25 protein-coding genes are annotated in these 25,449 nt (G+C 64.7%); 15 read left to right on the top strand and 10 right to left on the bottom strand.

Annotation, left to right across the window (positions count from 1 at the left end; genetic code table 11):
• Positions 1-77: 77 nt before the first annotated feature.
• From ABIA90_RS18355 to ABIA90_RS18340, 4 genes are all read left to right on the top strand, one after another.
• Entirely contained in the window at positions 78-1,712 is a 1,635-nt protein-coding gene (locus tag ABIA90_RS18355) for a terminase large subunit domain-containing protein (RefSeq protein ID WP_354117888.1), read from the top strand.
• Entirely contained in the window at positions 1,712-3,319 is a 1,608-nt protein-coding gene (locus ABIA90_RS18350; protein ID WP_354117889.1) for a DUF935 domain-containing protein, read from the top strand. Before ABIA90_RS18355 ends, ABIA90_RS18350 begins: the two co-directional genes overlap by 1 nt.
• Positions 3,312-4,082 (top strand): phage head morphogenesis protein, encoded by a 771-nt coding sequence (locus tag ABIA90_RS18345; protein ID WP_354117890.1) that lies wholly within the window; start codon positions 3,312-3,314, stop codon positions 4,080-4,082. The genes ABIA90_RS18350 and ABIA90_RS18345 overlap by 8 nt, the downstream gene beginning before the upstream one ends.
• Before the next feature lie 165 nt (positions 4,083-4,247).
• A complete protein-coding gene (locus ABIA90_RS18340; RefSeq protein ID WP_354118360.1) occupies positions 4,248-5,084 on the top strand; it encodes a DNA adenine methylase in 837 nt (278 codons plus the stop codon).
• 11 nt (positions 5,085-5,095) lie between these two features.
• Here the strand turns inward: ABIA90_RS18340 and ABIA90_RS18335 are convergent, their stop codons facing one another.
• Together ABIA90_RS18335 and ABIA90_RS18330 are read right to left on the bottom strand one after the other, a co-directional pair.
• The gene (locus ABIA90_RS18335; RefSeq protein WP_354117891.1) at positions 5,096-6,589 is read right to left on the bottom strand and encodes a hypothetical protein; all 1,494 of its coding nucleotides are present in this window, start codon (positions 6,587-6,589) and stop codon (positions 5,096-5,098) included.
• A gap of 623 nt (positions 6,590-7,212) precedes the next feature.
• Complete coding sequence (locus ABIA90_RS18330; protein WP_354117892.1) at positions 7,213-8,127, bottom strand: LysR family transcriptional regulator; 915 nt, start codon at positions 8,125-8,127, stop codon at positions 7,213-7,215.
• A 156-nt stretch (positions 8,128-8,283) separates the two neighbouring features.
• Between ABIA90_RS18330 and ABIA90_RS18325 the strand changes: the two genes are divergently transcribed.
• From ABIA90_RS18325 to ABIA90_RS18305, 5 genes are all read left to right on the top strand, one after another.
• The gene (locus ABIA90_RS18325; RefSeq protein WP_354117893.1) at positions 8,284-9,030 is read left to right on the top strand and encodes an SDR family oxidoreductase; all 747 of its coding nucleotides are present in this window, start codon (positions 8,284-8,286) and stop codon (positions 9,028-9,030) included.
• A 12-nt stretch (positions 9,031-9,042) separates the two neighbouring features.
• Positions 9,043-9,831 (top strand): carboxymuconolactone decarboxylase family protein, encoded by a 789-nt coding sequence (locus tag ABIA90_RS18320; protein ID WP_502917984.1) that lies wholly within the window; start codon positions 9,043-9,045, stop codon positions 9,829-9,831.
• An 83-nt stretch (positions 9,832-9,914) separates the two neighbouring features.
• Positions 9,915-10,310 carry a (R)-mandelonitrile lyase gene (locus ABIA90_RS18315; RefSeq protein WP_354117894.1) on the top strand — a complete coding sequence of 132 codons (396 nt, stop codon included), beginning with the start codon at positions 9,915-9,917 and terminating at the stop codon, positions 10,308-10,310.
• A 5-nt stretch (positions 10,311-10,315) separates the two neighbouring features.
• Positions 10,316-10,687, top strand: a complete 372-nt coding sequence (locus ABIA90_RS18310) for a DUF2255 family protein (protein WP_071917396.1) — start codon at positions 10,316-10,318, stop codon at positions 10,685-10,687.
• A gap of 144 nt (positions 10,688-10,831) precedes the next feature.
• Positions 10,832-11,281 (top strand): hypothetical protein, encoded by a 450-nt coding sequence (locus ABIA90_RS18305; RefSeq protein WP_354117895.1) that lies wholly within the window; start codon positions 10,832-10,834, stop codon positions 11,279-11,281.
• Between the two features lie 18 nt (positions 11,282-11,299).
• Here the strand turns inward: ABIA90_RS18305 and ABIA90_RS18300 are convergent, their stop codons facing one another.
• A complete protein-coding gene (locus ABIA90_RS18300; RefSeq protein ID WP_283016814.1) occupies positions 11,300-12,142 on the bottom strand; it encodes a GNAT family N-acetyltransferase in 843 nt (280 codons plus the stop codon).
• A 100-nt stretch (positions 12,143-12,242) separates the two neighbouring features.
• On the opposite strand from ABIA90_RS18300, the gene ABIA90_RS18295 reads away from it, so the two are divergent.
• On the top strand, positions 12,243-12,947 hold the full coding sequence (locus tag ABIA90_RS18295; protein WP_283016813.1) for an SDR family oxidoreductase: 705 nt from the start codon (positions 12,243-12,245) through the stop codon (positions 12,945-12,947).
• A gap of 279 nt (positions 12,948-13,226) precedes the next feature.
• Positions 13,227-14,054: an outer membrane protein gene (locus ABIA90_RS18290; RefSeq protein WP_208087391.1), complete on the top strand. Its 828-nt coding sequence runs from the start codon at positions 13,227-13,229 to the stop codon at positions 14,052-14,054.
• A 69-nt stretch (positions 14,055-14,123) separates the two neighbouring features.
• Here ABIA90_RS18290 and ABIA90_RS18285 read toward each other — a convergent pair whose 3' ends face one another.
• Entirely contained in the window at positions 14,124-15,179 is a 1,056-nt protein-coding gene (locus ABIA90_RS18285) for a serine hydrolase (protein ID WP_354117896.1), read from the bottom strand.
• Between the two features lie 280 nt (positions 15,180-15,459).
• Between ABIA90_RS18285 and ABIA90_RS18280 the strand changes: the two genes are divergently transcribed.
• From ABIA90_RS18280 to ABIA90_RS18270, 3 genes are all read left to right on the top strand, one after another.
• The gene (locus tag ABIA90_RS18280) at positions 15,460-15,849 is read left to right on the top strand and encodes an ArsR/SmtB family transcription factor (RefSeq protein ID WP_166097165.1); all 390 of its coding nucleotides are present in this window, start codon (positions 15,460-15,462) and stop codon (positions 15,847-15,849) included.
• On the top strand, positions 15,849-16,340 hold the full coding sequence (locus ABIA90_RS18275) for an SRPBCC family protein (RefSeq protein ID WP_071912944.1): 492 nt from the start codon (positions 15,849-15,851) through the stop codon (positions 16,338-16,340). The genes ABIA90_RS18280 and ABIA90_RS18275 overlap by 1 nt, the downstream gene beginning before the upstream one ends.
• A 205-nt stretch (positions 16,341-16,545) precedes the next feature.
• Positions 16,546-17,388 carry a hypothetical protein gene (locus ABIA90_RS18270; RefSeq protein WP_354117897.1) on the top strand — a complete coding sequence of 281 codons (843 nt, stop codon included), beginning with the start codon at positions 16,546-16,548 and terminating at the stop codon, positions 17,386-17,388.
• Positions 17,389-17,392: 4 nt separating this feature from the next.
• Here ABIA90_RS18270 and ABIA90_RS18265 read toward each other — a convergent pair whose 3' ends face one another.
• From ABIA90_RS18265 to ABIA90_RS18250, 4 genes are all read right to left on the bottom strand, one after another.
• Positions 17,393-18,604 carry an ABC transporter substrate-binding protein gene (locus ABIA90_RS18265; RefSeq protein ID WP_354117898.1) on the bottom strand — a complete coding sequence of 404 codons (1,212 nt, stop codon included), beginning with the start codon at positions 18,602-18,604 and terminating at the stop codon, positions 17,393-17,395.
• Between the two features lie 45 nt (positions 18,605-18,649).
• Complete coding sequence (locus ABIA90_RS18260; RefSeq protein WP_354117899.1) at positions 18,650-19,501, bottom strand: fumarylacetoacetate hydrolase family protein; 852 nt, start codon at positions 19,499-19,501, stop codon at positions 18,650-18,652.
• Between the two features lie 24 nt (positions 19,502-19,525).
• Positions 19,526-21,022, bottom strand: a complete 1,497-nt coding sequence (gene mhpA, locus ABIA90_RS18255) for a bifunctional 3-(3-hydroxy-phenyl)propionate/3-hydroxycinnamic acid hydroxylase MhpA (RefSeq protein WP_354117900.1) — start codon at positions 21,020-21,022, stop codon at positions 19,526-19,528.
• 189 nt (positions 21,023-21,211) lie between these two features.
• Positions 21,212-22,003 (bottom strand): DNA-binding transcriptional regulator, encoded by a 792-nt coding sequence (locus ABIA90_RS18250; protein ID WP_354117901.1) that lies wholly within the window; start codon positions 22,001-22,003, stop codon positions 21,212-21,214.
• Between the two features lie 147 nt (positions 22,004-22,150).
• Between ABIA90_RS18250 and ABIA90_RS18245 the strand changes: the two genes are divergently transcribed.
• Positions 22,151-23,134, top strand: a complete 984-nt coding sequence (locus ABIA90_RS18245) for a VOC family protein (RefSeq protein WP_354117902.1) — start codon at positions 22,151-22,153, stop codon at positions 23,132-23,134.
• 87 nt (positions 23,135-23,221) lie between these two features.
• On the opposite strand, the gene ABIA90_RS18240 is transcribed toward ABIA90_RS18245, so the two are convergent.
• Together ABIA90_RS18240 and ABIA90_RS18235 are read right to left on the bottom strand one after the other, a co-directional pair.
• Positions 23,222-23,884 carry a response regulator gene (locus tag ABIA90_RS18240; protein WP_028152282.1) on the bottom strand — a complete coding sequence of 221 codons (663 nt, stop codon included), beginning with the start codon at positions 23,882-23,884 and terminating at the stop codon, positions 23,222-23,224.
• Complete coding sequence (locus tag ABIA90_RS18235; protein WP_354117903.1) at positions 23,881-25,266, bottom strand: HAMP domain-containing sensor histidine kinase; 1,386 nt, start codon at positions 25,264-25,266, stop codon at positions 23,881-23,883. The genes ABIA90_RS18240 and ABIA90_RS18235 overlap by 4 nt, the downstream gene beginning before the upstream one ends.
• Positions 25,267-25,449: the final 183 nt, after the last annotated feature.

Raw genomic sequence — 25,449 nt, 5'->3', positions numbered from 1 at the left:
TCTCTCCTCCTGGTTGCAAGGAGCCAATCACAATGTGGCGCTGCTGAAAACATGAACGAAATGAGATTCCTTCGGCTATGACCGAGTCTGCCCGCACCATCTCCGATGCCGAATGGGCAGAGACGCGCCGCGCCGGCCTGGCTGTCGGCGCGCAGCTCGCGCGCGATGCGGGCGGCATCGAAGGTGTGTTGCTGGGCTATCAGAAGCGGCTGCTGAATTCGACAGCGAGCCATAATGTCACGATCTGCGAGAAGTCACGTCGTATCGGCGCGACCTGGGGCGTCGCGTCCGATGCCGCGCTCACCGCCGCGGCCGTCAAGTCGGCCGGTGGCATGGACGTGTTCTACATCGGCTACAACAAGGAGATGGCGCGGGAGTTCATCGACGTCTGCGGCATGTGGGCGAAGAGCTTCGAGGAAGCCGCCTCCGAGGTGCAGGAATTCGTCTTCGACGACGGCGATCCCGATAGCAACATCCAGGCGTTCCGTATCCGCTTCGCCTCTGGCTTCGAGATCATCGCGCTACCGTCTCGGCCACGCTCGCTGCGCGGCATGCAGGGCTTCGTCATCCTCGACGAGGCAGCGTTCCACGACGATCTCGACGCCATGATGAAGGCGGCGCTCGCGCTTCTGATGTGGGGCGGCCGTGTCCTGGTGATCTCTACACATCTCGGCGTGGCCAACCCGTTCAATCGGGTGATCGAGGACGCGCGTGCCAAGAGAAAACCCTACCACGTCGAGCGCTACGATTTCGACGATGCGCTGAAGGACGGCCTCTACCAGCGAATCTGCCTTGTTACGGGCGAGGAGTGGACGCCGGAGGGCGAAGCCAAGTGGCGCGCCGAGATCATCGCGTCCTACGGCGACGCCGCCGACGAGGAGCTTTTCTGCATTCCCTCGCAGGGCGGCGGCGTCTATCTGCCGCGTGCGCTGATCGAGGCGCGCATGGTGATGGATGCGCCGGTGCTGCGCCTGCCGCGGCCGGCCGAGTTCACCTTCCTGCCGAAGGAGTACCGCGAAGCCGACATCGCTGACTGGTGCAAAGAGCACCTTGAACCGCTGTTGAAGAAGCTCGATCCGGAGCGCCAGCACGCCTTCGGCCAGGACTTCGCGCGCAACCTCGACCTTTCGGTGCTGATACCGATCGAGATCGGCAAGACGCTGCGGCGGACCGTGCCGTTCTGGATCGAGATGTCGAACATCCCGTTCGAGCAGCAACGGCAAGTGCTCTTCTATCTCTGCGATGGCCTGCCGCGCTTCGTCGGAGGCAAGATGGACGCTTCCGGCAACGGCGCCTACCTCGCCGAGGTCGCGGCGCAGAAGTACGGACCGCTCCGCATCGAGCAGGTCAAGATGTCGACCGAGTGGTACCTGGAAAATTTCCCGCCGCTCAAGAGCGCCTTCGAGGACGGTAGTATTTTGCTGCCGAAGGACGCGGATGGCCTCGACGATCTGGCCTTGGTGCAGACCATCAAGGGCGTTCCACGCGTCCCCGATATCCGCACCAAGGGCGCTGACGGAAAGAAGCGGCACGGCGACGTCGCGATTGCGCTGGTGCTGGCCTATGCGCAAACGCGGGCGAACTTGGTCGAGTTCGATTATCGCTCGGCGGCGACTCGTGATCCTGAGAACCCGTCCGGCGACGAGGATAGAGACACCGGCCGCGCCTGGTGGAAGGCTCCGTTGGGCGCTCGAATTCGAGGAGGCTTTTAATGGCCGTCAAGACGTCACCCATCCTCGATCAGTTCGGCCGCGCTATCCAGCGCGAAGTGTTGACCGAAGAGATCGCCGGCCCGCGCGTCGGTAGCGTGAGGTCACCGATCTCGGGCTACCCGGCCGATGGGCTCAATCCTATTCGGCTCGCCAACATACTGAAGGCAGCCGATGCGTACGATCCGCTGCGCTTCTTCGAGCTGGCCGAGCAGATCGAGGAGCGCGACCTGCATTATGCCGGCGTCCTTGGCACGCGAAAGCGGCAAGTCTCTCAGCTCGACATCACGGTCGAGCCCGCTGAGGATACGCCGGATGCAAAGGCGCACGCGGCCTGGGTTGAGGGCGTCCTGAAGCGCGACACGCTCCAGGACGAACTGTTCGACATGCTCGATGCCATCGGCAAGGGTGTCAGCGTCACGGAGATCATCTGGGACACGTCCGAAGGTGACTGGACCGTCAAGAAGCTCGCCTGGCGCGATCCGCGCTGGTTTCGTTTCGACCGCAACGACGGAGAGACGCCGCTTTTGCTCGGCGACTACAGCGCTGATGGTGTCGGCACAGTGCCCATGACGTCATCGGGCGAGACAACGCTGGCGCCGTTCAAGTTCATCACCACCGTGATCCGCGCGAAGTCCGGGCTGCCGATCCGATCCGGCCTCTCGCGCCTGGTCGCGTGGGCGTGGATGTTCAAGGCGTTCACTCAGCGCGACTGGGCGATCTTCACGCAAACCTTCGGCCAACCGGTCCGTGTCGGCAAGTATCCGGCAGGCTCCTCGCAAGGTGACAAGGACACGTTGTTCAACGCGGTCGCTAACATTGCCGGCGACTGTGCGGCGATCATCCCGGAGATGATGAACATCGAGTTCATCGAATCCAAGAACGTCGGCCCCGGCAGCGACCTTTACCAGAAGCGCTGCGACTGGCTCGACCAGCAAGTGTCCAAGGCCGTGCTCGGCCAGACTGCGACGACTGATGCAATTGCCGGCGGACACGCCGTCGGCCAGGAGCACCGGCAGGTTCAGGAGGACATCGAGCGCGCTGACGCGAAGGCGTTGAGCGCAATTCTCAACCGCGATCTGGTTCGACCTGGCATCGATCTGCAATTCGGCGCGCAGAAGGCCTATCCGCGGCTTCGCATCGGCCGGTCCGAAGACACCGACGTTCAATTGACCGTCGAGAGCGCCACGAAGCTCGTGCCGATGGGCCTCAAGGTCAAGAAGACGTTCTTCAACGAGCTTCTCGGCATTCCCGTGCCGGAAGACGGCGACGAATTGCTGGTCGCGCCCGCGCAGGCGCCGTCTTTCGGCGGATTTGGCGGCGATGCGTTCTCGGCCGCGCCATCGCTGAATGCGGCCACGCGCATGCAAGAGGTGCATGATCCGATCGCGGCGCTGGCAGACCAGGCCGAGCGGCTTTGCGGATCCGGCGCGGATGCGATCATCAACGAGGTGCGCGCCGTCGTCGAGCGCTCGACCTCGCTAGACCAGGTCCAGGAGGAGTTGCGCAAGCTGAAGCCTGGAATCGCCGAGCGGAATCTCGCGGGGTTGATGCGGATGGCGCGCGTGGTCGCCAATCTCACAGGTCGGGCGCAGATTCCGGATGCTTAAGTACCACGGCACACCGATTAGGCGGGCTTGCGGCTGCTCCTGGGCATCGCTGCACGCCGAGGTGCTGCCGTTCTCAACCAATCCGACTGAGGCGATCAACTTCCTCAAGAAGAAAACGAACGTCCCGACCGCCGCCTGGACAGATCTCTGGCAACAAGAGCACTCGGCCAGCTTCACCGTCGCCGGCGCGATGACCGATGGCCTGGTCGCCGACTTCCACGATGCCGTCAACAAGGCGATCGAGAGCGGCGAGACGCTCGAATCTTTCCGAAAGGACTTCGACCGCATCGTCGAGGACCACGGTTGGAGCTACAACGGATCGCGCGGCTGGCGCAGCCGCGTAATCTTCGACACAAACATGAGCACGGCCTATGCCGCCGGCCGCTGGGATCAGATCCAGCGCGTCAAGCGCACGCGGCCGTACCTCATCTATCGCCATCTCGAAGGCCAGAAGCATCCGCGCCCGCTGCACGAGAGCTGGGACGGCACGATTCTGCCGGTCGATGACCCGTGGTGGCAGACGCATTACCCGCCGAACGGCTGGGGCTGCCATTGCTGGGTCGATAGCCTCTCCGAGGACGATCTGCGGCGCTACGGGCTCACGGTTTCCGACCAGGCGCCGGTCTCGCAGATGGTCGAACGCACGATCAACCTTCCGGACGGCAGCACGCGAACTGTGTTGGTGCCCGAAGGCATCGATCCCGGCTTCGCCTACCGACCAGGTGAGATGCCGGCGAGCCTCGACGAGGCGCTGGATGAGTGAGGGTTACCCCCCGGCACGGTAGTGGCGGGGGTCGACAGCGCGCAAACGCTGCAACCGCGGGCCTATCCTGGCAGACTGACCCGCACGACGAGAGTAACCGTCCTCGCCGACCCGCCGCTGCTGCGCAGCGCGGCGACCGTAGGCGGGGCGGAGCGATTCGAAGAGATGAGTTCAAGGGTTGTCTACAAGCCGGTGAAGCCGGCCGCGGGCTATATCGGCGGCAAGAAACAGCTGGCGAAAACGATCGTCGCATGCATCGAGCGGATTCCACACGAGACCTATGCCGAGCCGTTCGTGGGCATGGGTGGCGTTTTCCTGCGCCGGCGGCGGCCGAGGAAGGGAGAGATCATCAACGACCGCTCCGGCGACGTCGCGACGTTCTTTCGCATCCTGCAACGCCACTACGTGCCCTTCATGGACATGCTGAAGTGGCAGATCACGGGGCGGACCGAGTTCGAGCGGCTGAAGGCATCCGACCCGGCGACGCTCACCGACCTGGAGCGGGCCGCGCGCTTTCTCTATCTCCAGCGCACGGCGTTTGGCGGCAAGGTGGCGGGCCGCAATTTCGGCGTCGATCCGGCCGGCGCGCGCTTCAACGTGGCCAAGCTCGCGCCGATGCTGGACGAGCTGCACGAGCGGCTGGCCGGCGTCACGATCGAGTGCCTGCCATGGGCGGAATTCATCAGCCGATACGACCGGCCGGGCACGCTGTTCTTTCTCGATCCGCCGTACTTCGGCGGCGAAAAGGACTACGGCGCCGGCCTGTTCGAGCGGTCGGAATACGCCCAGATGGCGGATGTTTTACGGGGCTTGAAAGGCCGCTTCATCATGTCGATCAACGACGTCCCGGAGATCCGGAAGACGTTCGCCGGCTTCCGCATGCGGCCTGTGCAGCTGACTTATTCGGTGGCCCGCAGCAACAAGGCGCACCAGGCGCGGGAGTTGATCATGACGTCCGTGCGGTCGACGACTTCAGATCGGGCCACTAAAAAATGCCGCTAGGCAATTGCTAGCTAACCGCCGATATCGCCCAGACTTAAATCGTCTCCGCGCAGGAGAAGCCCGGAGTCGATTCTTAGCGGCTCGTCTTGAAACTGAGGGTAAATGAGAAGAACGTCCAGAACGAACCGCAGCAATTCTGCGGCCAGCAAACGCTCCTTGGTCAAGTCGCGCGACGCCGACTCCAAGGCCCTTTTCGAGCGAGTCTTCCGTTGGCCATGGACGATCGCAGACCTTGCCTCATACAAGCGTTTTACTTTGAAGGAAACCTCTTGCGGGGGAAATGCTGGATCGTTCCGCAGGGACGCGAGTGCAGCAGCCCGTAGCCGTAGTTTGTACGACAATGCTTCGCCCTGGGTGTCGCCGAGGAGCAGTTCAAGACCGATTGTGCCGTCCAGGATTGCGTCTGCAGCATCAGTTCGGGAGAGGCAACCATTAAGTCGTCTCAGCGCTAGCCGCATTGCCTCGCTCTCGCTCTCGATAATCGCCCGGTAAACACGACGCAACTCAGGCAGTGCCTCCTTCGGGACTGTCTCACCGGTGCGAATCCATCCGAAGTTGTCAAGATGGCTCGGATATCGACGCACCGTGGTTCCATAAACCGGCGTGAGATCGCAAAAATACTCCAACGCCCATGCACGCGGAGCCCAAAGCAGCTGTGCATAGCCAGCACTTATGCCGGTCACGATGCGAAGTGCCGCCAGGAAACTATCCGCTGCATCAAGCGCGCCAGAGGGTGACCTATCATTGAGTGAGCGCCGGACAGTATCAACATCATCAACGTCAAGATGCCATTGATTTGAAACGAATGCATGCGTCGCGGCGCCAACCACCATGTCTACGGCGCCGGTCCCCCGCGTGCTCATGCTGCCGCGGGCGAGTTGAAGCTTTTTCGGTAGTTTGACGATGTAACTTGTATCGGTCAGCCGATAGTGGTGGACATCAAAATGCGTGAGCGTGACTGGAATGACGAGTCGGAGACTTAGTTCTTTGAAAACTACACCCCTAATTAGAGGACGCAGTATTGCATCGCGACGCTTCACATCAACGGGAGCCGTCAACCCGAAGAGGTGGATGTATCGTTCCACAGCGTGAGCGACCATCGCATTCACCTGGTGGCGAGAAACGGTCCCCGAGCTGCCCAAGCGCAACCGCTCACCGATGTCGTTATTCTGGAGAAATGTGCGGAGCTCGAGAGACTTTACGAAATCCGAATCGGGACGCCCGTGCCCGCCGCCGAAAATTGCAAAGAGACCTGTCGGTCGGATGGCTCCGACGTAGTCCCTCGGGCTTCCATCATTATAGAAGCCCGCTTCGCTGAAGGATGGAAAACCGTTATCGAGCACGGTCATGATCGGATAGTGGCTGTGAGGCCCGATATGATATTTTTTGCTTCGAGAGTTCTCGGTAGTCGCGGCATGGAGTTCGTCGAAGGCTTCGACAAACAGCTCCTTAAACCGCAACAGCTGCGGGGCTATGGCTGCGACATCGCGTGGTGAAGCGATCATTCAAGAACCTGCAGGTTGAGTCGATCATCCGATATCTACCCGCATTCTCCTGCCCCGTCATGAGTCCGAGTTCCGAGTCCGAGTTCGCCCGTGGCCGGCAGCGGCGCTGCGCCGCTAAGTCATTGCCAGACAAGCGCTTACGGCATTTTTCGTCGAACTCGGACTCCGCTTCTCCAAAACCCGGATTTGAGTCCGAGTTCGCGTGGCGCCTCCAGGTTTTCCGGGCTATTTCGCGCGCCGGCCGCCCGCTGGGTGACATTTGAACTTGCGCGCCGTCTGTGCCGCCGAAGTTCGCCGAGGGCCGCCCAAGCCCTTGCATTCCAATCACTTCCCACCGTTTCCCGGATAATCCCGGCTGATCCCGGGAGGTGTCATATGAAACTGCGCGTCACACGATCGCGATACGCCCCTCTTCCTTGGGCCGGATTGGATGCACTATCCGCCAATTCCGAATTTCGGTAAAGTGGAATATTTTTGCCGATGCGGGTTGACCGAGTGTTTGGGTGTTTTGCCCGTCGGGCAACGCAAGGTCTTGTAGCCCGGATGGAGCGAAGCGTAATCCGGGGTTCTCGCCCGCAGATGCAGCGGCCCCGGATTGCGCTTCGCTCCATCCGGGCTACTGGCTACGGGCGCGTGTTGTTTTGCCTGCCGCGGTAGCGCAGCGCCTCCACCAGCAGTGAAAACGCCGGCGAGGATTGGCGGCGGCTCGGATAATAGAGGTGGTAACCGGAGAAGGGCGGGCACCAGTCGGCGAGCACGCGGACGAGCTGTCCGCTCACCAGATAGGGCTGCACCTGGGTTTCGGTGATGTAGGCGAGGCCGAAGCCGCGCAGCGCGGCACTGAGCAATGCGCCAGCGCCGTTGAAGACGAGCTGTCCCTCGACACGAACATTGAGGTCGCGGCCGTTCTTCTCGAACTCCCAGGCATAGAGCCCGCCATGCGTCGGCAGGCGCAGGTTGAGGCAGTTGTGCTCGGTCAGGTCCTGCGGGGTGCGGGGCTTCTTGCGTCCTGCGAAATAGGACGGGGCGCCGATCACGGCCATGCGCAGATCGGGACCGACGCGGACTGCGATCATGTCCTTGGCGACGAGACCGCCTGGCCGGATGCCGGCGTCATATTGCTCGGCGACGATGTTGGACAGGCCGTAGTCGATGATGACCTCGACCTTGATGTCGGGATAGTCGGGCAGGATCCTGGCCAGCGCCGGCAGCAGCACCGCATCGGCCGCATTCTCCGTCGCGGTGATCCGGATGGTGCCCGCGGGCTTCTCGCGGAATTCACCGAGTGCGGCGAGCTCGACGTCCATCTCCTCGAATTTCGGAGCAATCGACCGGAACAGCCTTTCGCCGGCCTGGGTCGGGGCGACGTTGCGCGTGGTGCGGCTGAGCAGCCGCACGCCGAGCCGCTCCTCGAGCGCGCGCACGATCTGGCTGAGCGCGGATTGTGACATGCCGAGCTTGATAGCGGCCCGCGTAAAGCTGCGCTCTCTCGCGACCGCGAGGAAGGCGAGGAGGTCACTGGCGTTGTCGCGGTCCATTCATTAGCCCAGGCGATAAATCTATTCAGGTTTTATCATCTAATCACTTGGCCGGAAACGGCCTAGCTTCAGCCGACAGCAAATCACCGGAATGGACATCCCGTCCGCGAACGACGGAGGGATCGTCGCTGCGCGCATTGAAGAAGGTTGAACGTCATGAACGAGGGTATCTCAGGCAAGGTCGTTGTCATTACCGGCGCCAGCAGCGGTCTCGGCGAGGCCGCCGCGCGGCTGCTTGCATCACAGGGTGCCGCGGTCGTGCTCGGTGCGCGGCGCGCCGATCGCCTTGCCGCGCTCGTGAACGAGATCACGGCGAGCGGCAGCAAGGCGCTGGCCGTCACGACCGACGTTGCCGACCGCGCGCAGGTGAAGGCCCTGGTGGACGCGGGTGTGAAGGCCCACGGTCGCATCGACGTGATGCTCAACAATGCCGGCCTGATGCCGCAGTCGCTGCTCGAACGGTTGAAGGTCGATGAGTGGGACCGCATGATCGACGTCAACATCAAGGGCGTGCTCTACGGCATCGCGGCGGCGTTGCCGCACATGACCGCGCAGAAGGCGGGTCACATCATCAACGTCTCCTCTGTTGCCGGCCACAGGGTGGGGCCGGGCTCGACCGTCTATGCTGCGACGAAATTCGCGGTGCGGGCGCTCTCCGAAGGGCTGCGCCAGGAGGTGAAACCCTACAACATCCGCAGCACCGTGATCTCGCCCGGCGCGGTCGCGACCGAACTGCCCGACAGCGTCACCGACCGCGATGCGGCCTCCCGCATCCAGCAATTCTATGCGCAGGTCGCGATCCCCGCGTCCTCGTTCGCGCGTGCCGTCGCCCTCGCGATCAGCCAGCCCGAGGATGTCGACATCAACGAGATCCTGTTCCGCCCGACGCGCCAGGACTATTGAGCGAGGCGCGCCATGTTTCCCGTGAGACGAATGACCATCGCCATCGCTGCACTCGGCCTGATTGCCGCTGCGCCGGCGAGGAGCGAGCAGGGAACCGAAGGAGCCAAACCGATGTCTGACAGCATCAGGGACGTCGCACCCGCGCTGGAAAAATACCGCGAGACCGTCGTGCTCGGCGATCTCTGGAAGCGTCCGCAGTTGAGCGCGCGCGACCGCAGCATCGTCACGCTGGCAGCGCTGATCGCGCGCAACCAGACCGTCGAGCTCGCCTATTACCTGAACCTGGCGCTCGACAGCGGCGTCAAGCCCGCCGAGATCTCCGAGATCGTCACGCATCTGGCGTTCTACACGGGATGGGCGAATGCGATGTCGGCAGTCTCGGTTGCGAAGGATGTCTTTGCTGCCCGCAAGATCGCGTCGGACCAGTTGGCGGCGGTCTCGCCTGCGCTGTTGCCGCTCAACGAGGCCGCGGAATCCGAGCGGGCGACGCGCGTGGGCCAGCAATTCAGCAACGTCGCACCCGGCCTCGTGCAATACACGACCGATGTATTGTTCCGCGATCTCTGGCTGCGTCCGGAGTTGGCGCCGCGCGACCGCAGCCTCGTTACGGTCAGCGCGCTGGTCGCAACCGGACAGGTCGCGCAGATCACCTATCATCTGAATCGGGCGATGGATAACGGGCTGACACAGGAACAGGCCGGTGAGGTCGTCACGCAGCTTGCGTTCTATGCCGGCTGGCCCAACGCGTTCTCGGCAGTGTCGGTGTTCAAGGACGTGTTCGAGAAGCGGCCGAAGCCGTGAGCAATTTATCGCGACGGAGCGTGCTCGTAGCAGCGCTGCTTGCGAGCGCGCCTGCAAGGCTCGCCCATGCCAAGGAGATCGACATGAACATCAAACGCAATGGCTCGCAGCCCTCCCGCAAGGGACCTGCGGAATGGTTTTCGGGATCGGTGCGCATCGACCCGTTGTTCCAGGTGCCCGAACCCGGCCGCGTCGGTGCCGGGCAGGTGACCTTCGAGCCCGGCGCGCGCACCGCCTGGCACACCCACCCGCTTGGCCAGACGCTGATCATCACGTCGGGTCTTGGCTGGGTGCAGCGCGAGGGCGGCCCGATCGAGGAGGTCAGGCCCGGCGACGTCGTGTGGTTTCCACCTGATCTGAAGCACTGGCATGGTGCGACGCCTGCGACCGGGATGACGCACATCGCTATCCAGGAATCGGTTGGCGGCAAGACTGTCGACTGGCTCGAACATGTCACCGATGCCCAATACAGGGCGTGAGCATCATGACGTCCTGGCCAATTGATGAGCTGCGCCGTATCGCGGATGCGGACGACCTGCACGTTGCGCCGTTCCGCGAGGACGGCGCAACGCCGGGCACGCCGACCTGGATCTGGTCGGTCGCGGTTGACGATGCGCTCTACGCGCGCCCGTATAACGGGCGGAACTCGAACTGGTACCAGGCCGCGGTGCGGCAGAAGGCGGGACGGATCGTCGCGGCAGGCATGATGAAGGACGTCACCTTTGCGCCGGTCGAGGGGGCGATCAACCATCGCATCGACGAGGCCTACCGAGCGAAATACGCCAAATGCGCCTATCTCCAGCCGATGATCGGGGCGCGCATGCACGGCGTCACGATCCGGATATTGCCGCGCTGACCGATTTCGGGACAGCGGCAATGGCCGCCGCACCGCTGTAATTCCGTGCCTTAACCAACAATTAATTATACGTTTGCGGGTGGGCGACGGCCCGGCCTAGCGTGCGGTGGGGAGCCGCCGAAGCCAAACGAGTTGGTGCGTATCATGATGTCCAGATCATATGGGGCGCTCTTCGCCTCGCTCAGCGCAGCCGCGCTGCTCCTTTCTGCCAATGACGGTTTTGCCAGGCCCGGCGCCACCGCCACCGCCGCGCACGGGATGGCCGCCGCGCCTTCCGGCGCGATCGCGCGTCCGCAGATCGGTCCTGGCGCCCGGTTCCGCGGCCGCAACACGCCTTGGGTCTATTGGCCGGGCGGCGGCGGGTTCTACGACAACGCAGGCTATAACCAGCCTTTCGTCGATGCCGGGCAGCCGGCCTCCACCGACGTGCGTTACACCTATACGTACGACGTTCCCTGGGACTGGACCCATCGCTTCCCGCCGAATGTGGTGCCGTCCGACCGGCCCTATGTGCCAAGCTGCCCGACGGAGCAGGTGACGGTGCCCGGCCGCGGCGGCGGCGAGCACACGGTCAACATCATGCGCTGCTACTGAGCGGCGTCGTCCGCCCAGCTAGCCCAGCTCAAAACTGGTCACGCCGAAGACGCGGTCGATCCGCAGCGGCGGGATCGGCCCTGTGTACATCCGCGCCGTCTCGAACACCGGCTTGAGCCCGAGCGATTCCGCGAGCGCGATGGCCGCGCGATTGATCGCGGGGACGTCGAGGAAGACTTCGCCGCCGCCTGCGCTCGCCAGCAGCGCCTGCACGATCGCTTCCGCCGCTCCGCGGTCGTCGGCGACGAGCGGGCCGATCTTGTGGCCGGTCCGGCAGGGCCGGATCACCCCCCATGCCGCGAGCTCGCCGTCGCGCAGCAGCGCGCCGCCGAGATGGCCTGATGTGTTGATCCAGGCGCGCAGGAAGGTGCTGCGCGCGGCCGGGAAGACGGTCGCGTCGTCGGCTTCAACGAGCGCGAACGGGACATTGTCGAGCGCGACGATTTCGGCGGGTGGATTCGGCGGCGCGGCGACGATGCCGCCATAGCGGATATTGGCGTAGGCAAGCTGGAAGCCGGACTTCTTGTAATTATCCTGCTGCGCGACGACGCCATCGAGCCCGATCACGCGGGCGCCTGCATGTGCGATCGCCGCGTTCCAGATGCGCAGTCCGTGGCCGGCGCCGCGAAAGCCTGAGCGCACGATGTAGAAGCCGAGGAAGGCGAAGCGATCATCGAAATTGACGCAGGAGATTGTTGCGACCGGCTCGCCGTCGATCTCGCCGACGAAGAAGCCCTTCGCGTCCGGGATCGCGAAACAGGCGGCGTCGCCGAGGCCCGGATTCCAGCCCTCGGCCGCGGCCCAGTCGACGGCGATGGCGATCTCCTCGGGGCGAAAATTGCGGATCTGCAGATCGCTCATGACGGATGCCTTCGGCGGTGGACCTGGCGGCAGGTCCGGCGGTAGAAGGCCTCATGATAGGCCGGGCCCGGGGCTCGCCTCAACACAGGGATGATCGGTCATGGCAGCAGAGAAGGTCGCACTTGTCACGGCTGGCGGCAGCGGCATGGGGGCAGGGGCTGCGCGGCGGCTCGCGGCCGACGGCTTTCGCGTCGCGATCCTGTCGTCCTCCGGCAAGGGCGAGGCGCTGGCAGTCGAGCTCGGCGGCCTCGGCGTCACCGGCTCCAACAAGTCGAACGATGATCTGAAGCGGCTCGTCGACGGGGCGATAGCCAAATGGGGACGCATCGATGTGCTCGTCAACAGCGCCGGCCACGGGCCGCGCGCGGCGATCACGGAGATCACCGACGAGCAGTGGCACACCGGCCTCGACACCTATCTCCTCAACGTGATCCGGCCGACCCGGCTGGTGACGCCGGTGATGCAGGCGCAGAAGAGCGGCGCCATCATCAACATCTCGACCGCCTGGGCATTCGAGCCGAGCGCGATGTTTCCGACCTCTGCGGTGTTCCGCGCAGGCCTTGCCGCCTTCACGAAGATCTTCACCGACACTCATGCCGCCGACAACATCCGCATGAACAACGTGCTGCCGGGCTGGATCGACAGCCTGCCGCAGACCGATGCGCGGCGCGAGAGCGTGCCGATGAAGCGCTACGGCAAGGTCGAGGAGGTCGCGGCGACGGTGTCGTTCCTGGCGTCCGAGGGTGCCGCCTACATCACCGGCCAGAATATCCGCGTCGACGGCGGACTGACACGCTCGGTGTGAGTCGGCGCGCGGCTTCGCTCCGCCATTCTGGTGCACTTGTCGTAACGCGACGCGCGGCCTGCGCGGTGCGCCGCTGCGGCGGGGCGACGCGTGGCGTTCGGGTCACACTCGTCACTGGTCTTGCGCGATAAGTCACGGACTACGTCACAGTCCATACGAACTGCGCCGCAGACCGAGACGGCGAGCGGTCCACTCCCTATCCCCAATCTGCGCCGGATGGCTCCCACCGGTGCGCAATTGAAACGCGAGCGTCGATCGCGTGGGGCATGGAGACTCGGAATGAACAAGTTTTTGCTGGCGGTCGCTTCAATTGTGCTCGGCACCGCATCCGCGCAGGCGGCCGACCTCGCGGCGCAATACACCAAGGCGCCGGTGATGGCGCCGGCCTACAACTGGACCGGCTTTTACGTCGGCGGCAATGTCGGCGGGCAGTGGGGCAACGCCGATCTGAACACCTCGACCATCTGGACGCCGGCCGGCTATTTCGCCGCCAGCAGCGTCCCCGCCATCAACACGGTCGGCGCCCAAGGCGTCAACAGCTCCAGCGTGACCGGCGGCTTCACCGCGGGCTATAACTGGCAGGTGAACCACGCCGTGCTCGGCCTCGAAGGCGACATCAACTATTTCGGTTTCAAGGGCAGCGCGACGGGCTCTGCGCTCTATCCCTGCTGCGCGCCGACAGGCTTTACCGTGTCGTCGCAGGTCTCGGCCGATTGGCTCGCCACCATCCGCGGTCGCATCGGCTTCCTCGCGGCTCCGACCTGGCTGCTGTACGCGACGGGCGGCGCGGCGATCTCCGAGGTGAAGGGCAATTTCAATTTCACCGACACGTTCTCAGCCGCGACCGAGTCGGCCGCGATCCGCGACACGCGCCTCGGCTGGACCGCGGGCGTCGGCACCGAATATGCCTTCGGCGGCGGCTGGTCGCTCAAGGCCGAATATCTCTACGTCGATCTCGGCCGCGCCAGCGCGACCAGTACCAATCTGGTCGGCGGCGTAACGCAATATCCGAGCAACGTTTATACCCACTCGGTCGATCTCAAGTCGAACATCGTGCGCGTCGGCGTGAACTACAAGTTCGGCGGACCGGTCGTCGCCAGGTACTGAGCTCATCCCGTTCCTGATCTGGCGCGGAAAGCCCCGGCTCTGCCGGGGCTTTCTGTTGCGAGGGACGGTTCAGTGCGAGGCCATGAGCTTCGTCAGCGCGGGCAGGATCTTGTAGCGAACGATCTCGTGCGGGTATTCGCCGCGATTGGCGAGCAGGACGAAGCCGATCTGCCTGATAGGGACGAGGCCGAGATAGCCGGAGGCATTGTTGAGGCCGCCGGGCTTATCGACGATGGTGGCGTCGGGGAGGTGGACCGTCTCCCAGGCCATGCCTTGTCCGAATTTGTCGTCGACGCGGAAGGTCTCGCGCTGCGTCATCCGCAGCGCCTCGCGCAAATGCGGATCGACCGAGCGGCCGTCGACGCAGGCCGCAACGAAGGTCGCGAGATCCCGCGCGGACGAAAACATCTGGCCGGCGCCGGGAAAGTCGAAATAGCTCTGCTGGTTGCCGGGTGGGCCGATCGCCATGCCCTGATCCGAATAGCCTTGCACGACGCGCTGCATCCACGCCACGTCCATGACGGCGCGGTTGTCCTCGCCGCGCTCCGGCAGAGAGGTCGCATTCATGCCGATCGGCCCAAGGATGCGCTCTTCGAACAGAGTTGCGATCGGAACGCCGTAGCAGCGCTCGAGCACGAGCTGAAGCAGCACGTAACAGGCATGGCTGTAGATGCGCTGCTTGCCGGGCGCCTCGCCGGCCTGCGGCTCCCAGGCGTTGAACATGTCGATGAACTGCGCCCGCGAGAACGAATCGTTCGGCCAGGGCGGATGGTCGGTCGACAGCAGCATGCCCGACGTGTGCGTGGCGAGCTGGCCGACGGTGACGCGGCGGACATAGTCTCCGGTGAGCTCGGGCAGATATTTCGGCAGGCGGTCGTCGAGCCGCAATTCACTCCGGAGCGAGCCCAGCGCCACCAGCGTCGCCTCGAACGGTTTGCGCAGCGAACCAAGGTTGAACAGCGTGTCCGGTGTGACCGGTCGTCGCGTGCCGTCGTCGGCGAAGCCGTAGTTGAAGAACTCGACATGGCGGCCGGCATAGAGCGCAGCGGCGAGGCCGCCCGGCTGGTCCGGCGTCGCGGTCGGCGCCAGCTCGTTGGCGACGATGTCGCGCATCTGCGCGATCATGTCGGAATCCGCGGATGCGCGGCGCGGCCAGGCCAACACGAGGGGAACCAACGCGGCCCGCGCGAGGGCCCGCCGGGTGAGGTGTGACGAGGTGACAACAGACGGCACGGCTCTGACGCTTGATGCGATGCGCCCCCTCTCTCTTCTAACGGCGAGGGCCGGGTGCCCCAATTCACGATTCCGCGTTGTGGGTTCCGCCGGCGGGGGGCTTGCGGAAATTACTTAGCTTGTGAGCTAACAATTATTGACGCAGGGCGGTGGTGGGCCTATAGTTAGCTTCATGGCTAACCAATTATCCCAGCTCGACCAGATCTTCGCAGCCCTCGCTGATCCCACAAGGCGGGCGATCGTGATGCGGCTCTGCGCCGGCGAGGCGTCGGTCGGTGAGCTCGCCGATCCGTTCGAGATGGCGCTGCCGAGCTTCATGAAACACATCCATGTGCTGGAGACGAGCGGGCTCGTTCAGTCGGAGAAATCCGGCCGCGTGCGCACCTGCCGGCTCAGCCCGGACGCGCTCGTCGGCGCGGAGGACTGGTTCCAGCAGCAGCGCGCGATCTGGGAGGCGCGGCTCGACCGGTTCGAGGCTTACGTCATGCAACTGAAGAAAGAGAAGGAGAGGGCGGCCGCCAAGCGGCCGTCCCGCACAACCAAACGGAAAGGTTCTGAGTGATGACGAATTCTGCCAATCCCGCCCTGTCGCAATGGTCGATCGATCGCGAGATCGTGATGTCGCGCGTGATCGACGCGCCGCGCGATCTGGTGTTCGAGGCGTGGTCCGATCCAAAACATCTCCCGCAATGGTTCGGGCCGAAGGGCTTCAAGATCGAGACCTTCGAGATCGACGTGCGCGTCGGCGGCGTCTGGCGCTTCAACATGATCGGTCCTGACGGCACCGTCTATCCGAACCGCATGCGCTTCCGCCGCATCGAGCGGCCGTCGCTGATGGAGATGGATCACGGCGTCGACCAGGACGATGATCCCGGCATGTTCCGCTTCACCCTCACCTTTGCCGAGCAGAGCAACGGCAAGACCGTGCTGATGATGCGGCAACTGGCCTCGAGCACCGAGCAGCGCGACGGCATGATCGGCTTCGGTGCCGTCGAATACGGCTACCAGACGCTGGACAAGCTCGCGGCGTATGTTGGTGGGATGAAGAAATAGAATCCCCAGCGTTATTCCGGGGGCCTCGAAGAGGCGCCCCGGAATAAGCTCGGAAACGCATGGGGAGAGCAGCCGCCTTCGCGAATATGACAGCGCGCAGGTCAATTATGACAGCGCCATAACGTAGATTTTTGTCGCGTCGTGCCGCCGATTTATGACAGAATTGCTACCACTAAATGTCATATCGGTTACGGCGGAGCGATTCATGTTGCAGTGGCAGGCGCGGTCAAATCCCCTCGCGTGGTGGTGGGGGTCCCTGACGCTTGTCAGTGCTGCCAACATTCTCGTCTGGTTCATGCTGTACCGCGAGTTCTATCCGACGGTTGCCGGCAGCGCCGGCGGCGGTTCGGATATCGGGCTGATGTTCCTGCTCTGCGCCGGCTATGTGTTCGGCTGCGCGTTCCGATCGTTCCTGCCGCGCGCCGACGTGCAGCGCATCTGCCTGTTCGACACCTGGCTCTCCAGCGTCTTCGTCGGCCGCACCGTCGCGACCGTGGCCGAGCTGTGCTTCGTCGCGCAATGGGCGATCATCCTGCATCAGCTGGGTCACATGACGGGCGCGGAGACCGCGGTGAACATCGCGCTGGTGATCGTGCCCATCATCATCGTCGCGGAGTGCTTCTCCTGGTACGCGGTCGTCACCACGAACTTCCTCTATAACGCGATCGAGAACTCGCTGTGGGCGGTGACGTTTTTCCTCGCCGGCATCGCGCTGTGCCGCCTCATGCCGGAATTCCAGGGACCGGTGCGATGGGCGCTGATCGCCGGCATCGTCGGCATCGCCTGCTTCCTCGCCTTCCTCGTCACCGTCGACGTGCCGATGTATCTCAGCCGCTGGCGGGCAGGGCATCAAGAGGGCAACAAGCTCCTCGGCTTCCTCGAAGGTCTGCATGACGTCGCGACGCGCTGGGTGGTGACCCACGACATCGCGCACTGGAAGGGCGAGCTGACCTGGATGTTCCTGTATTTCACCGCCGCAGTGTGGTCGAGCCTCGCGCTCTGCGCCCTCTACGCCATGGAAGGCTATCTAACGCGTTATCTGGCCTAGTCGATCACTTACCGACCAGGCCGCACTTGCTGCGGTCGAGCGGGCGGAAGGCCTGGTCGGGCGGGATGGTCGCGACCAGCTTGACGAAGTCCCAGGGGCCCTTGGATTCCTCCGGCGTCTTGACCTGCACCAAATAGAGATCGTGCACCATGCGCTGGTCCTCGCGAATGCGGCCGTTGGGCGTGTAGGCGTCCGACACCGGCGTTGCCTTCATCTTCGCCATCACGGTGGCGCTGTCGTCCGTGTCGGTGTCCTTCAAGGCTTGCAGATAGTGGCGCACGGCGGAATAGACGCCGGCCTGGATCTGTGAAGGCATCGCCTTGCGGCGCGCATAGAACGCGTCGGAGAACTTCCGGGCGGCTGGCGAGACATCCTCGAAGAACGAGGTGACGATGAGATCGCCGCGCGTTGCCTTGAGGCCGACAGCCTCGATGTCGACGTTCTGGAACGACATCGGCACGATCTTCATGCCCTGGTCGGCGAGGCCGAACTCCTCCGCCTGCTTGATCGCGGTGGCGTTGTCGCCGGCGACGTTGATCGCCAGGATTCTTGCGCCGGAGGACTGCGCCTGCAGCAGGAAGGAGCTGTAATCGGGCGTGCCGAGCTGGGCCTTGACGCTGCCGGCGACCTTTCCGCCGAGGGCCGCGATGCGGTCGCGCGCGGTCGCCTCGATCGAGTGTCCGAAAGCATAGTCGCCGGTGATGAAGAACCACGGCTCCTTGCTGGTCTGCATGATGCCGGAGACGACCGCGGTTGCGGTGGAATAAGCGTCCTGAGTCCATTGCACGCTGGTCGGCGCACAGGCCTCATCGGTGAGCTGGTTGGCGCCCGCGCCGGAGACGAGGAAGATGTTTCCGTTGCCGCGCACCAGCTCCTGCACCGCGAGCGCCGCACCGGAACTGCCGCCATCCGCGATCGCCTGAACGCCGTCGCTGAACCACTTTCGTGCGAGTGAGGCAGCGAGGTCCGGCTTGTTCTGGTGATCGGCCTGCAGGATCTCGATCGGCTTGCCGTTGATCTTGCCGCCGAATTCTTCCGCGGCCATCCGCGCCGCCTCGACCGAGCCCGGGCCCATCGCGGTTGCGAAAATGCCGTTCATATCGGTGAGGACGCCGATGCGGATGGCGGCGCCCTTGATCTCGGCGCGCGCAGGGGAGCCCGCGAGCGCCAGCGTGACCAGCAGGAGGGCGGCGGATGGGGTGCGGAGAATGGCCATGGCGTTTCCTGAATATTGTTATGTTTGATTGGTCGATGGCGGCGATCAGGCCGGTTCGGCGATGACTTTGTTGCGCAAAACTCCGATGCTAGAGATTTCGACCTCGACGGTGTCGTCCGGGCGCATCCACAGCGGCGGCGCGCGTTTGGCGCCGACGCCGCCCGGCGTGCCTGTCACGACGACGTCGCCGGGGACGAGCGGGCAGATGGTGGAGATGTAAGCGATCAGCTCGGGGACGGCGGTGATCAGGAGGTCGGTGGTCGTGTCCTGGACGACGGTGCCGTTCAAACGCGTCTGCAGGCTGAGCTTCGACGGATCGGGGATCTCATCCGCCGTCACCAGCCACGGGCCAAAGCTGCCGCTCTCCGCAAACGTCTTGCCGGAAAGGAACTGGCTGGTGTGGCGCTGCCAGTCGCGGATGCTGCCTTCATTGTAGCATGAATAGCCGGCGATATGGTCGAGTGCACGGCTTGCCGGGATGTGGCGGCCCTCTTTGCCGATGACGAGTGCGAGCTCGCCCTCATAGTCGAAATCGTCGCTCACTTTCGGCTTCACGATCGGCTGGAGATGGCCGACCTGGCTGCAGGGGAAGCGGACGAACAGTGCCGGCTTCTCGGTGACGGTGCGGCCGGTCTCGGCGACGTGGTCGCGATAGTTGAGACCGACACAGATGATCTTGCCGGGATCAGGGATCACAGGTGCGAAGCTGATTGTGTCGAGTGGATGATCGGGCGCTGTGGAGGCGACCAGCTTTGCCGCTTCGGTAACGCGACCGGCTTCGAGCAATTGCCGCAGCGTGGTGCAGGGCGCCATGCGTGAGCCGAGATCGACGACGCCATTGTCCTTGACGGCCCCAAAAGAGGCGCGGCCACTGGCGATAAACGAAAGCAGCTTCATGGGATGTCCTTGAGGAGAGTTCGGTCAGGCCGCGGACGGCACGTGGGTTGGAGGCGTGATGGCGGCGACGAGCCGGTCGAGCTCGGCATCGTTGCGGGCGGTGCCGCCGATGTAGCGGTCGGGGCGAACGAGCGCGGCGATGATGCCGTGCTCGCGGAGCCAGGGGCCGATGCCCTCGGCAACGTCACTGGTCAGGATATTGATGCCCGCCTGCGAGAGAGCGGGACGGGCTGCGCCCTCGACAAGCAGCACATAGCTATAACCGATCCGGTCGTCGCCACGGCCGCCGTCGTTCAGCGTGAATTGTGGTGCGAGGTGTCCGGCGAGAGGCAGGTCGCCGAGCGCGAGCCCGGGACCAAGCAGGGGCTTCTTGACTTCGAGCTTCACCGGAGCATTCTTGCGCGGTTCGCCAGCTGCAAGACCCGCCTCGATTGCCTTGGTGTTGATCACACCGCCAAGGCGAATAGCGAGCTCGATGAACTCGCGCACATGCGGCTGGCGCTCGCTCTGATAGGTATCGAGCAGTTCAGGTGCGGCGCCGTCGCGGATGACGGTGGCAAGCTTCCAGGCAAGGTTGGCGGCATCGCGGATGCCGGCGCACATGCCCTGGCCGAGGAAGGGCGGAGTCTGGTGCGCGGAATCGCCCGCAAGCAGCAGCCGGCCACTCCGCCATTGCTGGGCGATGACGGAATGAAAGGTGTAGACCGCGGCCCGTTCGAGCTCGGCATCGTCGGGCGTGAGCCAGCGTGACAGCAGCTCCCAGACCTTGGCCGGCTGCGCGACGTCGTTCGAATCCTCGTCGGGCAGGACCGTGATCTCCCAGCGCCGCCGCGTGCCGGTGCCGCGGACATAGGTCGCGGGTCGGTGCGGGTCGCAGTGCTGGATACTGTAGTCACCGAGATCGTCGCGGTTCCGCTCGAGCTGCACGTCGATCACCAGCCAGCGCTCGTGGAAGCCGAGGTCGTCCATGCCGGAGCCGATGAAGCGACGGACGAGCGAGCGCGCGCCGTCGCAGCCGATCACATAGCCGGCGCGGACCTCGCTGAGCTTGCCGTTCGAGAGATCTTCGTAACGGACGCGCACGCCGCTCTCGTCTTGATCCAGCGCGAACACGTCGCAGCGGCTGCGCAAGCTGACGTGCGGCCAGCGCGCGAGGCCGCTGATCAGCACGTCCTCGAGATCGGGTTGGTGGAAGCGATAGCTGAGATTCCAGCCCATCGGCGTCATCGTCTGCGGCCGCGACCAGTCCAGCAGCATTTTGCCGTCGGCGTCGAGGAACAGCATGCCGGGGCTGAGAATGACCTGCGGCAGGATCGTATCGGCCAGGCCAATGGTCTGGAATACGCGCATGCATTCGTCGTCGAAATGCACCGCGCGTGGCAGATGATAGGTCCGCGCCTCGCGCTCCAGCACCAGGGTCCGCACGCCGCATAGGCCGAGCAGATTGGCGAGCGTGGCACCGACCGGGCCACGGCCGACAATCACGACGTCAAATTCCTCGGGGGCGGATTTATCCTGCATGGGGCTATCTCTTCCCCAAGCCGCGCCGCAGCATCAACGCCGTCGCGCCAAGTGTCCGCCCAGCGGACGGCCCTTGGCAAGGTCGTCATGGCCGGGCTTGACCCGGCGATCCACGCCTTGCCGCGCGGCACGAAAGACGTGGATGCCCGGGGCGAGCCCGGGCATGACGGCGTGGACATACCGGCCGCGCTACGGCTCGACCGGAATGGCGGACGCCGTCTCCTGGAGCTGGCCGACAAACTGCGCCATTGCTTCCTCGATCCCCAGCGCCGAGCGGATCCAGATGATGGAGATGCAGCCGTAGACGGCGCCTTTGCGCACGATCGGAACGGCGATTGAGGCGGTCTTGGGATTGTATTCGCCTTCGCTGCGGACCGCGTAGCCGCGCGCTTGCGTCTCGGCGATCATCTGGTTGAGACGGCCCTCATCGAGGAAGGGACGGTCGTCGGCCTCATCGATGCGGCGGAGATGGCTGACGATGAGGTCCCGCTCGCGCGTGGGGCATGCGGCGAGATAAGCGCGGCCTGCGGAGGTCCGCAGCATCGGCAGCCGTTTTCCAATCATGCCGCGGTCGATCGAGAGCGGGCTGCGCGAATGGGTGGTTTCCTGCACCACCATCGCGGCGTTCTCGTAAGTCGAGAGATCGACCGGCCAGACCAGAGTTTTGCTGAGTTCGGCGAGAAAAGGCGCGGCCGCCTGGCAGATCACGACACCGGGATCGTAACCGTCTCCGAGGCTCAGAGCGAGGCGGGTCACGCGAAAGCGCTCGTCGCTGGCGCTGCGGGCGACATAGCCGAGTTCCTCCAGCGTTTCGAGCAGGCGATAGACGGTCGGGCGAGGCAGATCGAGCGCGCGGGCGACGTCGCCGGCACGAATGCCGCCGGAGCGGTTGACCTCCTGCAGCACGTCCAGCCCGCGCTTGAAGGCGCGCACGCCCTCCGATTGCCGAGGTTGGCCGTTCCGCGTCCGCTCCTTGGACACTTCGTATTTCCTCCCTTGTGGCAGATCGCGCCGCGACTATCGTCTTTGCGAACGCGAAGCGATTGCGGGACACCACCGTAGGATCGCGCGCGGCCGGTATCAAGTTCGCCGCACTGCGGTGAACGCGATGCCCTCGGGAGGACGTCGATGGAAATCACCGCGCTCGGCTATATCGGGATCAACTCGTCCCAGCTCGATCAGTGGGGTCAGATGGCGACCGGGCTGCTCGGCATGCAGCAGGTCGATCGCGGCGGCAAGATGCGCGCCTTCCGCATGGATGATCGCAAACAGCGGCTGATCGTCGATGGCAGCAGCGATGCCGGTTTGGCGGTGATGGGCTGGGAGGTTCCCTCGACCGTGGAGCTGGAGCAGCTTGCTGGCAGGCTCGAAAGCCATGGCGTGAGGGTGACGCGTGGCTCGCGCGCGCTCGCCGACGAGCGCCATGTCGCCGAGCTGATCATTTTCTCGGACCCCGCGGGCAACCGGCTGGAGGCTTTCTGCAAGCCGGAGCTTGCGAACGAGCCGTTCAGGCCGGGCCGGCCGATCTCGGGCTTTCGCACCGGCGCGCTCGGCATGGGCCACGTCGTGATGAATGTCGAAGATGTCGAGCCGCTGCTGCCGTTCTATCGCGACGTGCTCGGCTTCCACGTTTCGGACTACGGGCTGAAACCCTACGGGCTCTATTTCTTCCATGTGAACGGTCGCCACCATTCCTTCGCGATGGTCGGATCGGGGCGCAAGGCGCTGCACCACTTCATGGTCGAGCTCGGGACCCTTGACGACGTCGGGCAGGGCTACGACCTCGCGCAGCTCGAAGACGGTCGCGTGGTCTACACGCTGGGCCGGCATACCAACGACCACATGACCTCGTTCTATGTGAACACGCCTTCCGGCTTCTTCATCGAATACGGCTGGGGCGGGCGCATCATCGATCCCGAGACCTGGCAGCCGCACGAGACCTTTGACGGGCCTTCGCTGTGGGGCCACGAGCGCCTCCATATGCCGGACGAACAGCGCAAGCGGCTTCGCGACATGCGGCTGGATGCGGCAGCCCGCGGCGTGCGCGTCGCCGATCCGCGCGTGCCGCCGCTGAACTGCGCGTGGCTGGACCAGGTGGTCGCGCGCGAATGATCCTCGGGCACGCGGCAAAATCAGCGACGCGGTGGAGGCATTTTCGCCCGACGGAGCAAAGCTGGAACCTTAAGCGCTCGGCGGCGATCAGGCCTCGCCGAGATCGACCTCGGTCAATATGCCTTGCCGCAGCGCCAGCCGGACCAGCTCGATGTCGGAGCCGACGCCGAGCTTGTCCTTGATCAGCGAATGCAGGTTCGCCACCGTCTTCGGGCTGACGTGGAGCGTCTCGGCGATCTCCTCCGTCGTGTTCTCGGCGAGCAGCAGCCGCAGCACCTCGAACTCGCGCGGCGTGAGCACGTCGGCGGCCGAGCTCTCGCCGCTAATACGGCTGAGCGCGAGCTCGTGGTCGATGTCGGGGCTGATGGCGATCTTGCCGGCGAGCACGTCCATCACGGCGCGCACCAGCGTCTCGGGCGGGCTGGTCTTGGTGACATAGCCCCGCGCGCCGGCGCGGATCGCCTGCACGGCGAAGCCGGCATTCTCGTGCATGGTGAAGACCAGGATCCGTGCCGCCTTGTCCCATTGCCTGATGCGCCTGACGGCCTCGATGCCGCCGATGCCGGGCATGCTGAGATCCATGATCACGAGGTCAGGCGCCTCGGATTTGAACAGACGGTAGGCCTCGGCGCCGTCGGCGGCTTCGGCGACGACACGAAGCCCCGGCTGCTTCTGGAGCACGGAGCGATAGCCTTCGCGGACGACGGAATGGTCGTCGACCAGCAGAATGGTTGCATCGGCCGCGCTCATGCCGCGCGCTCCAGTGGCTGCCGATCGAGGCCTGCAAGCGGAATGACCACGCGCAGCGCGGAGCCGCCGTTCGGCGCGGCCTCGAAGCTCAACTGGCCGCGCAGGGCCGCGACGCGCTCGCGCATGCCGAGCAGGCCCATTCCGGATTTTGCGACGGGATCGTTCGACCGTCCGTCGTCGTCGATCGCAAGTGCGATCTCGTCGGCACGCATCGCAAGCTCCAGGCTTACCCGCGTGGCGCCGGCATGCTTGGCGGCGTTGGTGAGCGCCTCCTGCACGATGCGGTAGAGGCTCGCGCTGATCGTGGCGGGCAGGGTCGCGAACGCACCGTCGAAACGGATCGAAAACCGCGTCTGGCCGCGGCTGCGCCCGTTCCAGCCCGCGACCAGGCCTTCGAGGCTCGCCACGAGCCCGAGCTCCTCGACATCAGGCGGGCGCAGCCGGAACAGCGCGCCGCGCAGCGTCTCCATCATGCCGGTTGCGGTCCGCGCGATGCCGTCGCACTCGCCAAGCAGGGAGGGGCAGTCCTGTACGGCGGTCTGGCGGGCAGAGGAGGCGAGCGCGCGGATGGCGGCCAGCGACTGGCCGAACTCGTCATGCAGCTCGCGCGCGAGATGGCGGCGCTCCTCGTCCTGGAGTGCGATCAGTTTCCGCGTCAATTCGCTGCGCTCGGCCAGCGCGGTGTCGAGGCTTTCGGCGAGATGGTTGAAGACGTCGCGGATCGCCGACAGTTCGGCGAGATCGAACGGCGGCAGCCGCGTCGACAGGTCATTGGCTGCGATCCGTTCGAGGCCGGAGCGAATCATGCGGGTGGGGCGCAGCGCACGCGCCAGTGCGGCGTAGACCAGGACGCACAATAGCGGCAGTGCGATTGCAAGTGCGAGCATCAGGCGGCCGGCCTCGTGCCAGGCGTCGGCGGTCTGCACGGCCGGGTCGACCGAGACCACGGTCTCGCCGAGCTTCGTTCCGCGCACGATCACGGGCCGTGCCGCCTCGCGGCCGGGGTCGAACAGGCTGCGATAGAAAGCCACGAAGACTTGCGGCGGCGGGTTCGCCGGGATCGGCGCGCCACTGCAGAATCGCTGGATGAAGTCGCCGCTCACGCCGCGGAACGCCAGGCACAGGCCGGGCGTCATCACATAGGCCGAAACGGGGTCGAGGTTGGGAAAGTCCGAGCGCGGGCTAGCCACCCACTGGATCTTGCCCTGTTGCAGCTCCAGCGTCTTGGCCACGATGGCGGCGATGTCGTCGAGGCGCGCATGGGCCGCGCGGTCGGCGGTGATGAGGAAATAGGCGGAGATCGCGGCGAAGCACGCGGCCGATATGGCGGCCACGCGCAACGTCAGACGGACCTTGAGATCGAACCTCGGGCGGTTCCACATCGGCGGGCACCTGGCGCGAACGGAATTGTCGCCGGCGCATTAAACGGCAGAACGCGAGCGGCGGAAAGCACTGCGCATACCGCGGTGCAACGTCGTGAAATTTTCCCGGCCTTGGTCGGGACCAGCGCAGCTGCATGACCTGAGGCTGCCGTCCAGATTGCGCCGCCGCTCCATCACACGAGG

The organism is Bradyrhizobium sp. LA6.8 (assembly GCF_040547935.1).
Taxonomy (GTDB): domain Bacteria; phylum Pseudomonadota; class Alphaproteobacteria; order Rhizobiales; family Xanthobacteraceae; genus Bradyrhizobium; species Bradyrhizobium barranii.
Note: the sequence above shows the minus strand (reverse complement) of the source record. Positions and strands in the feature narration are given on the sequence as shown.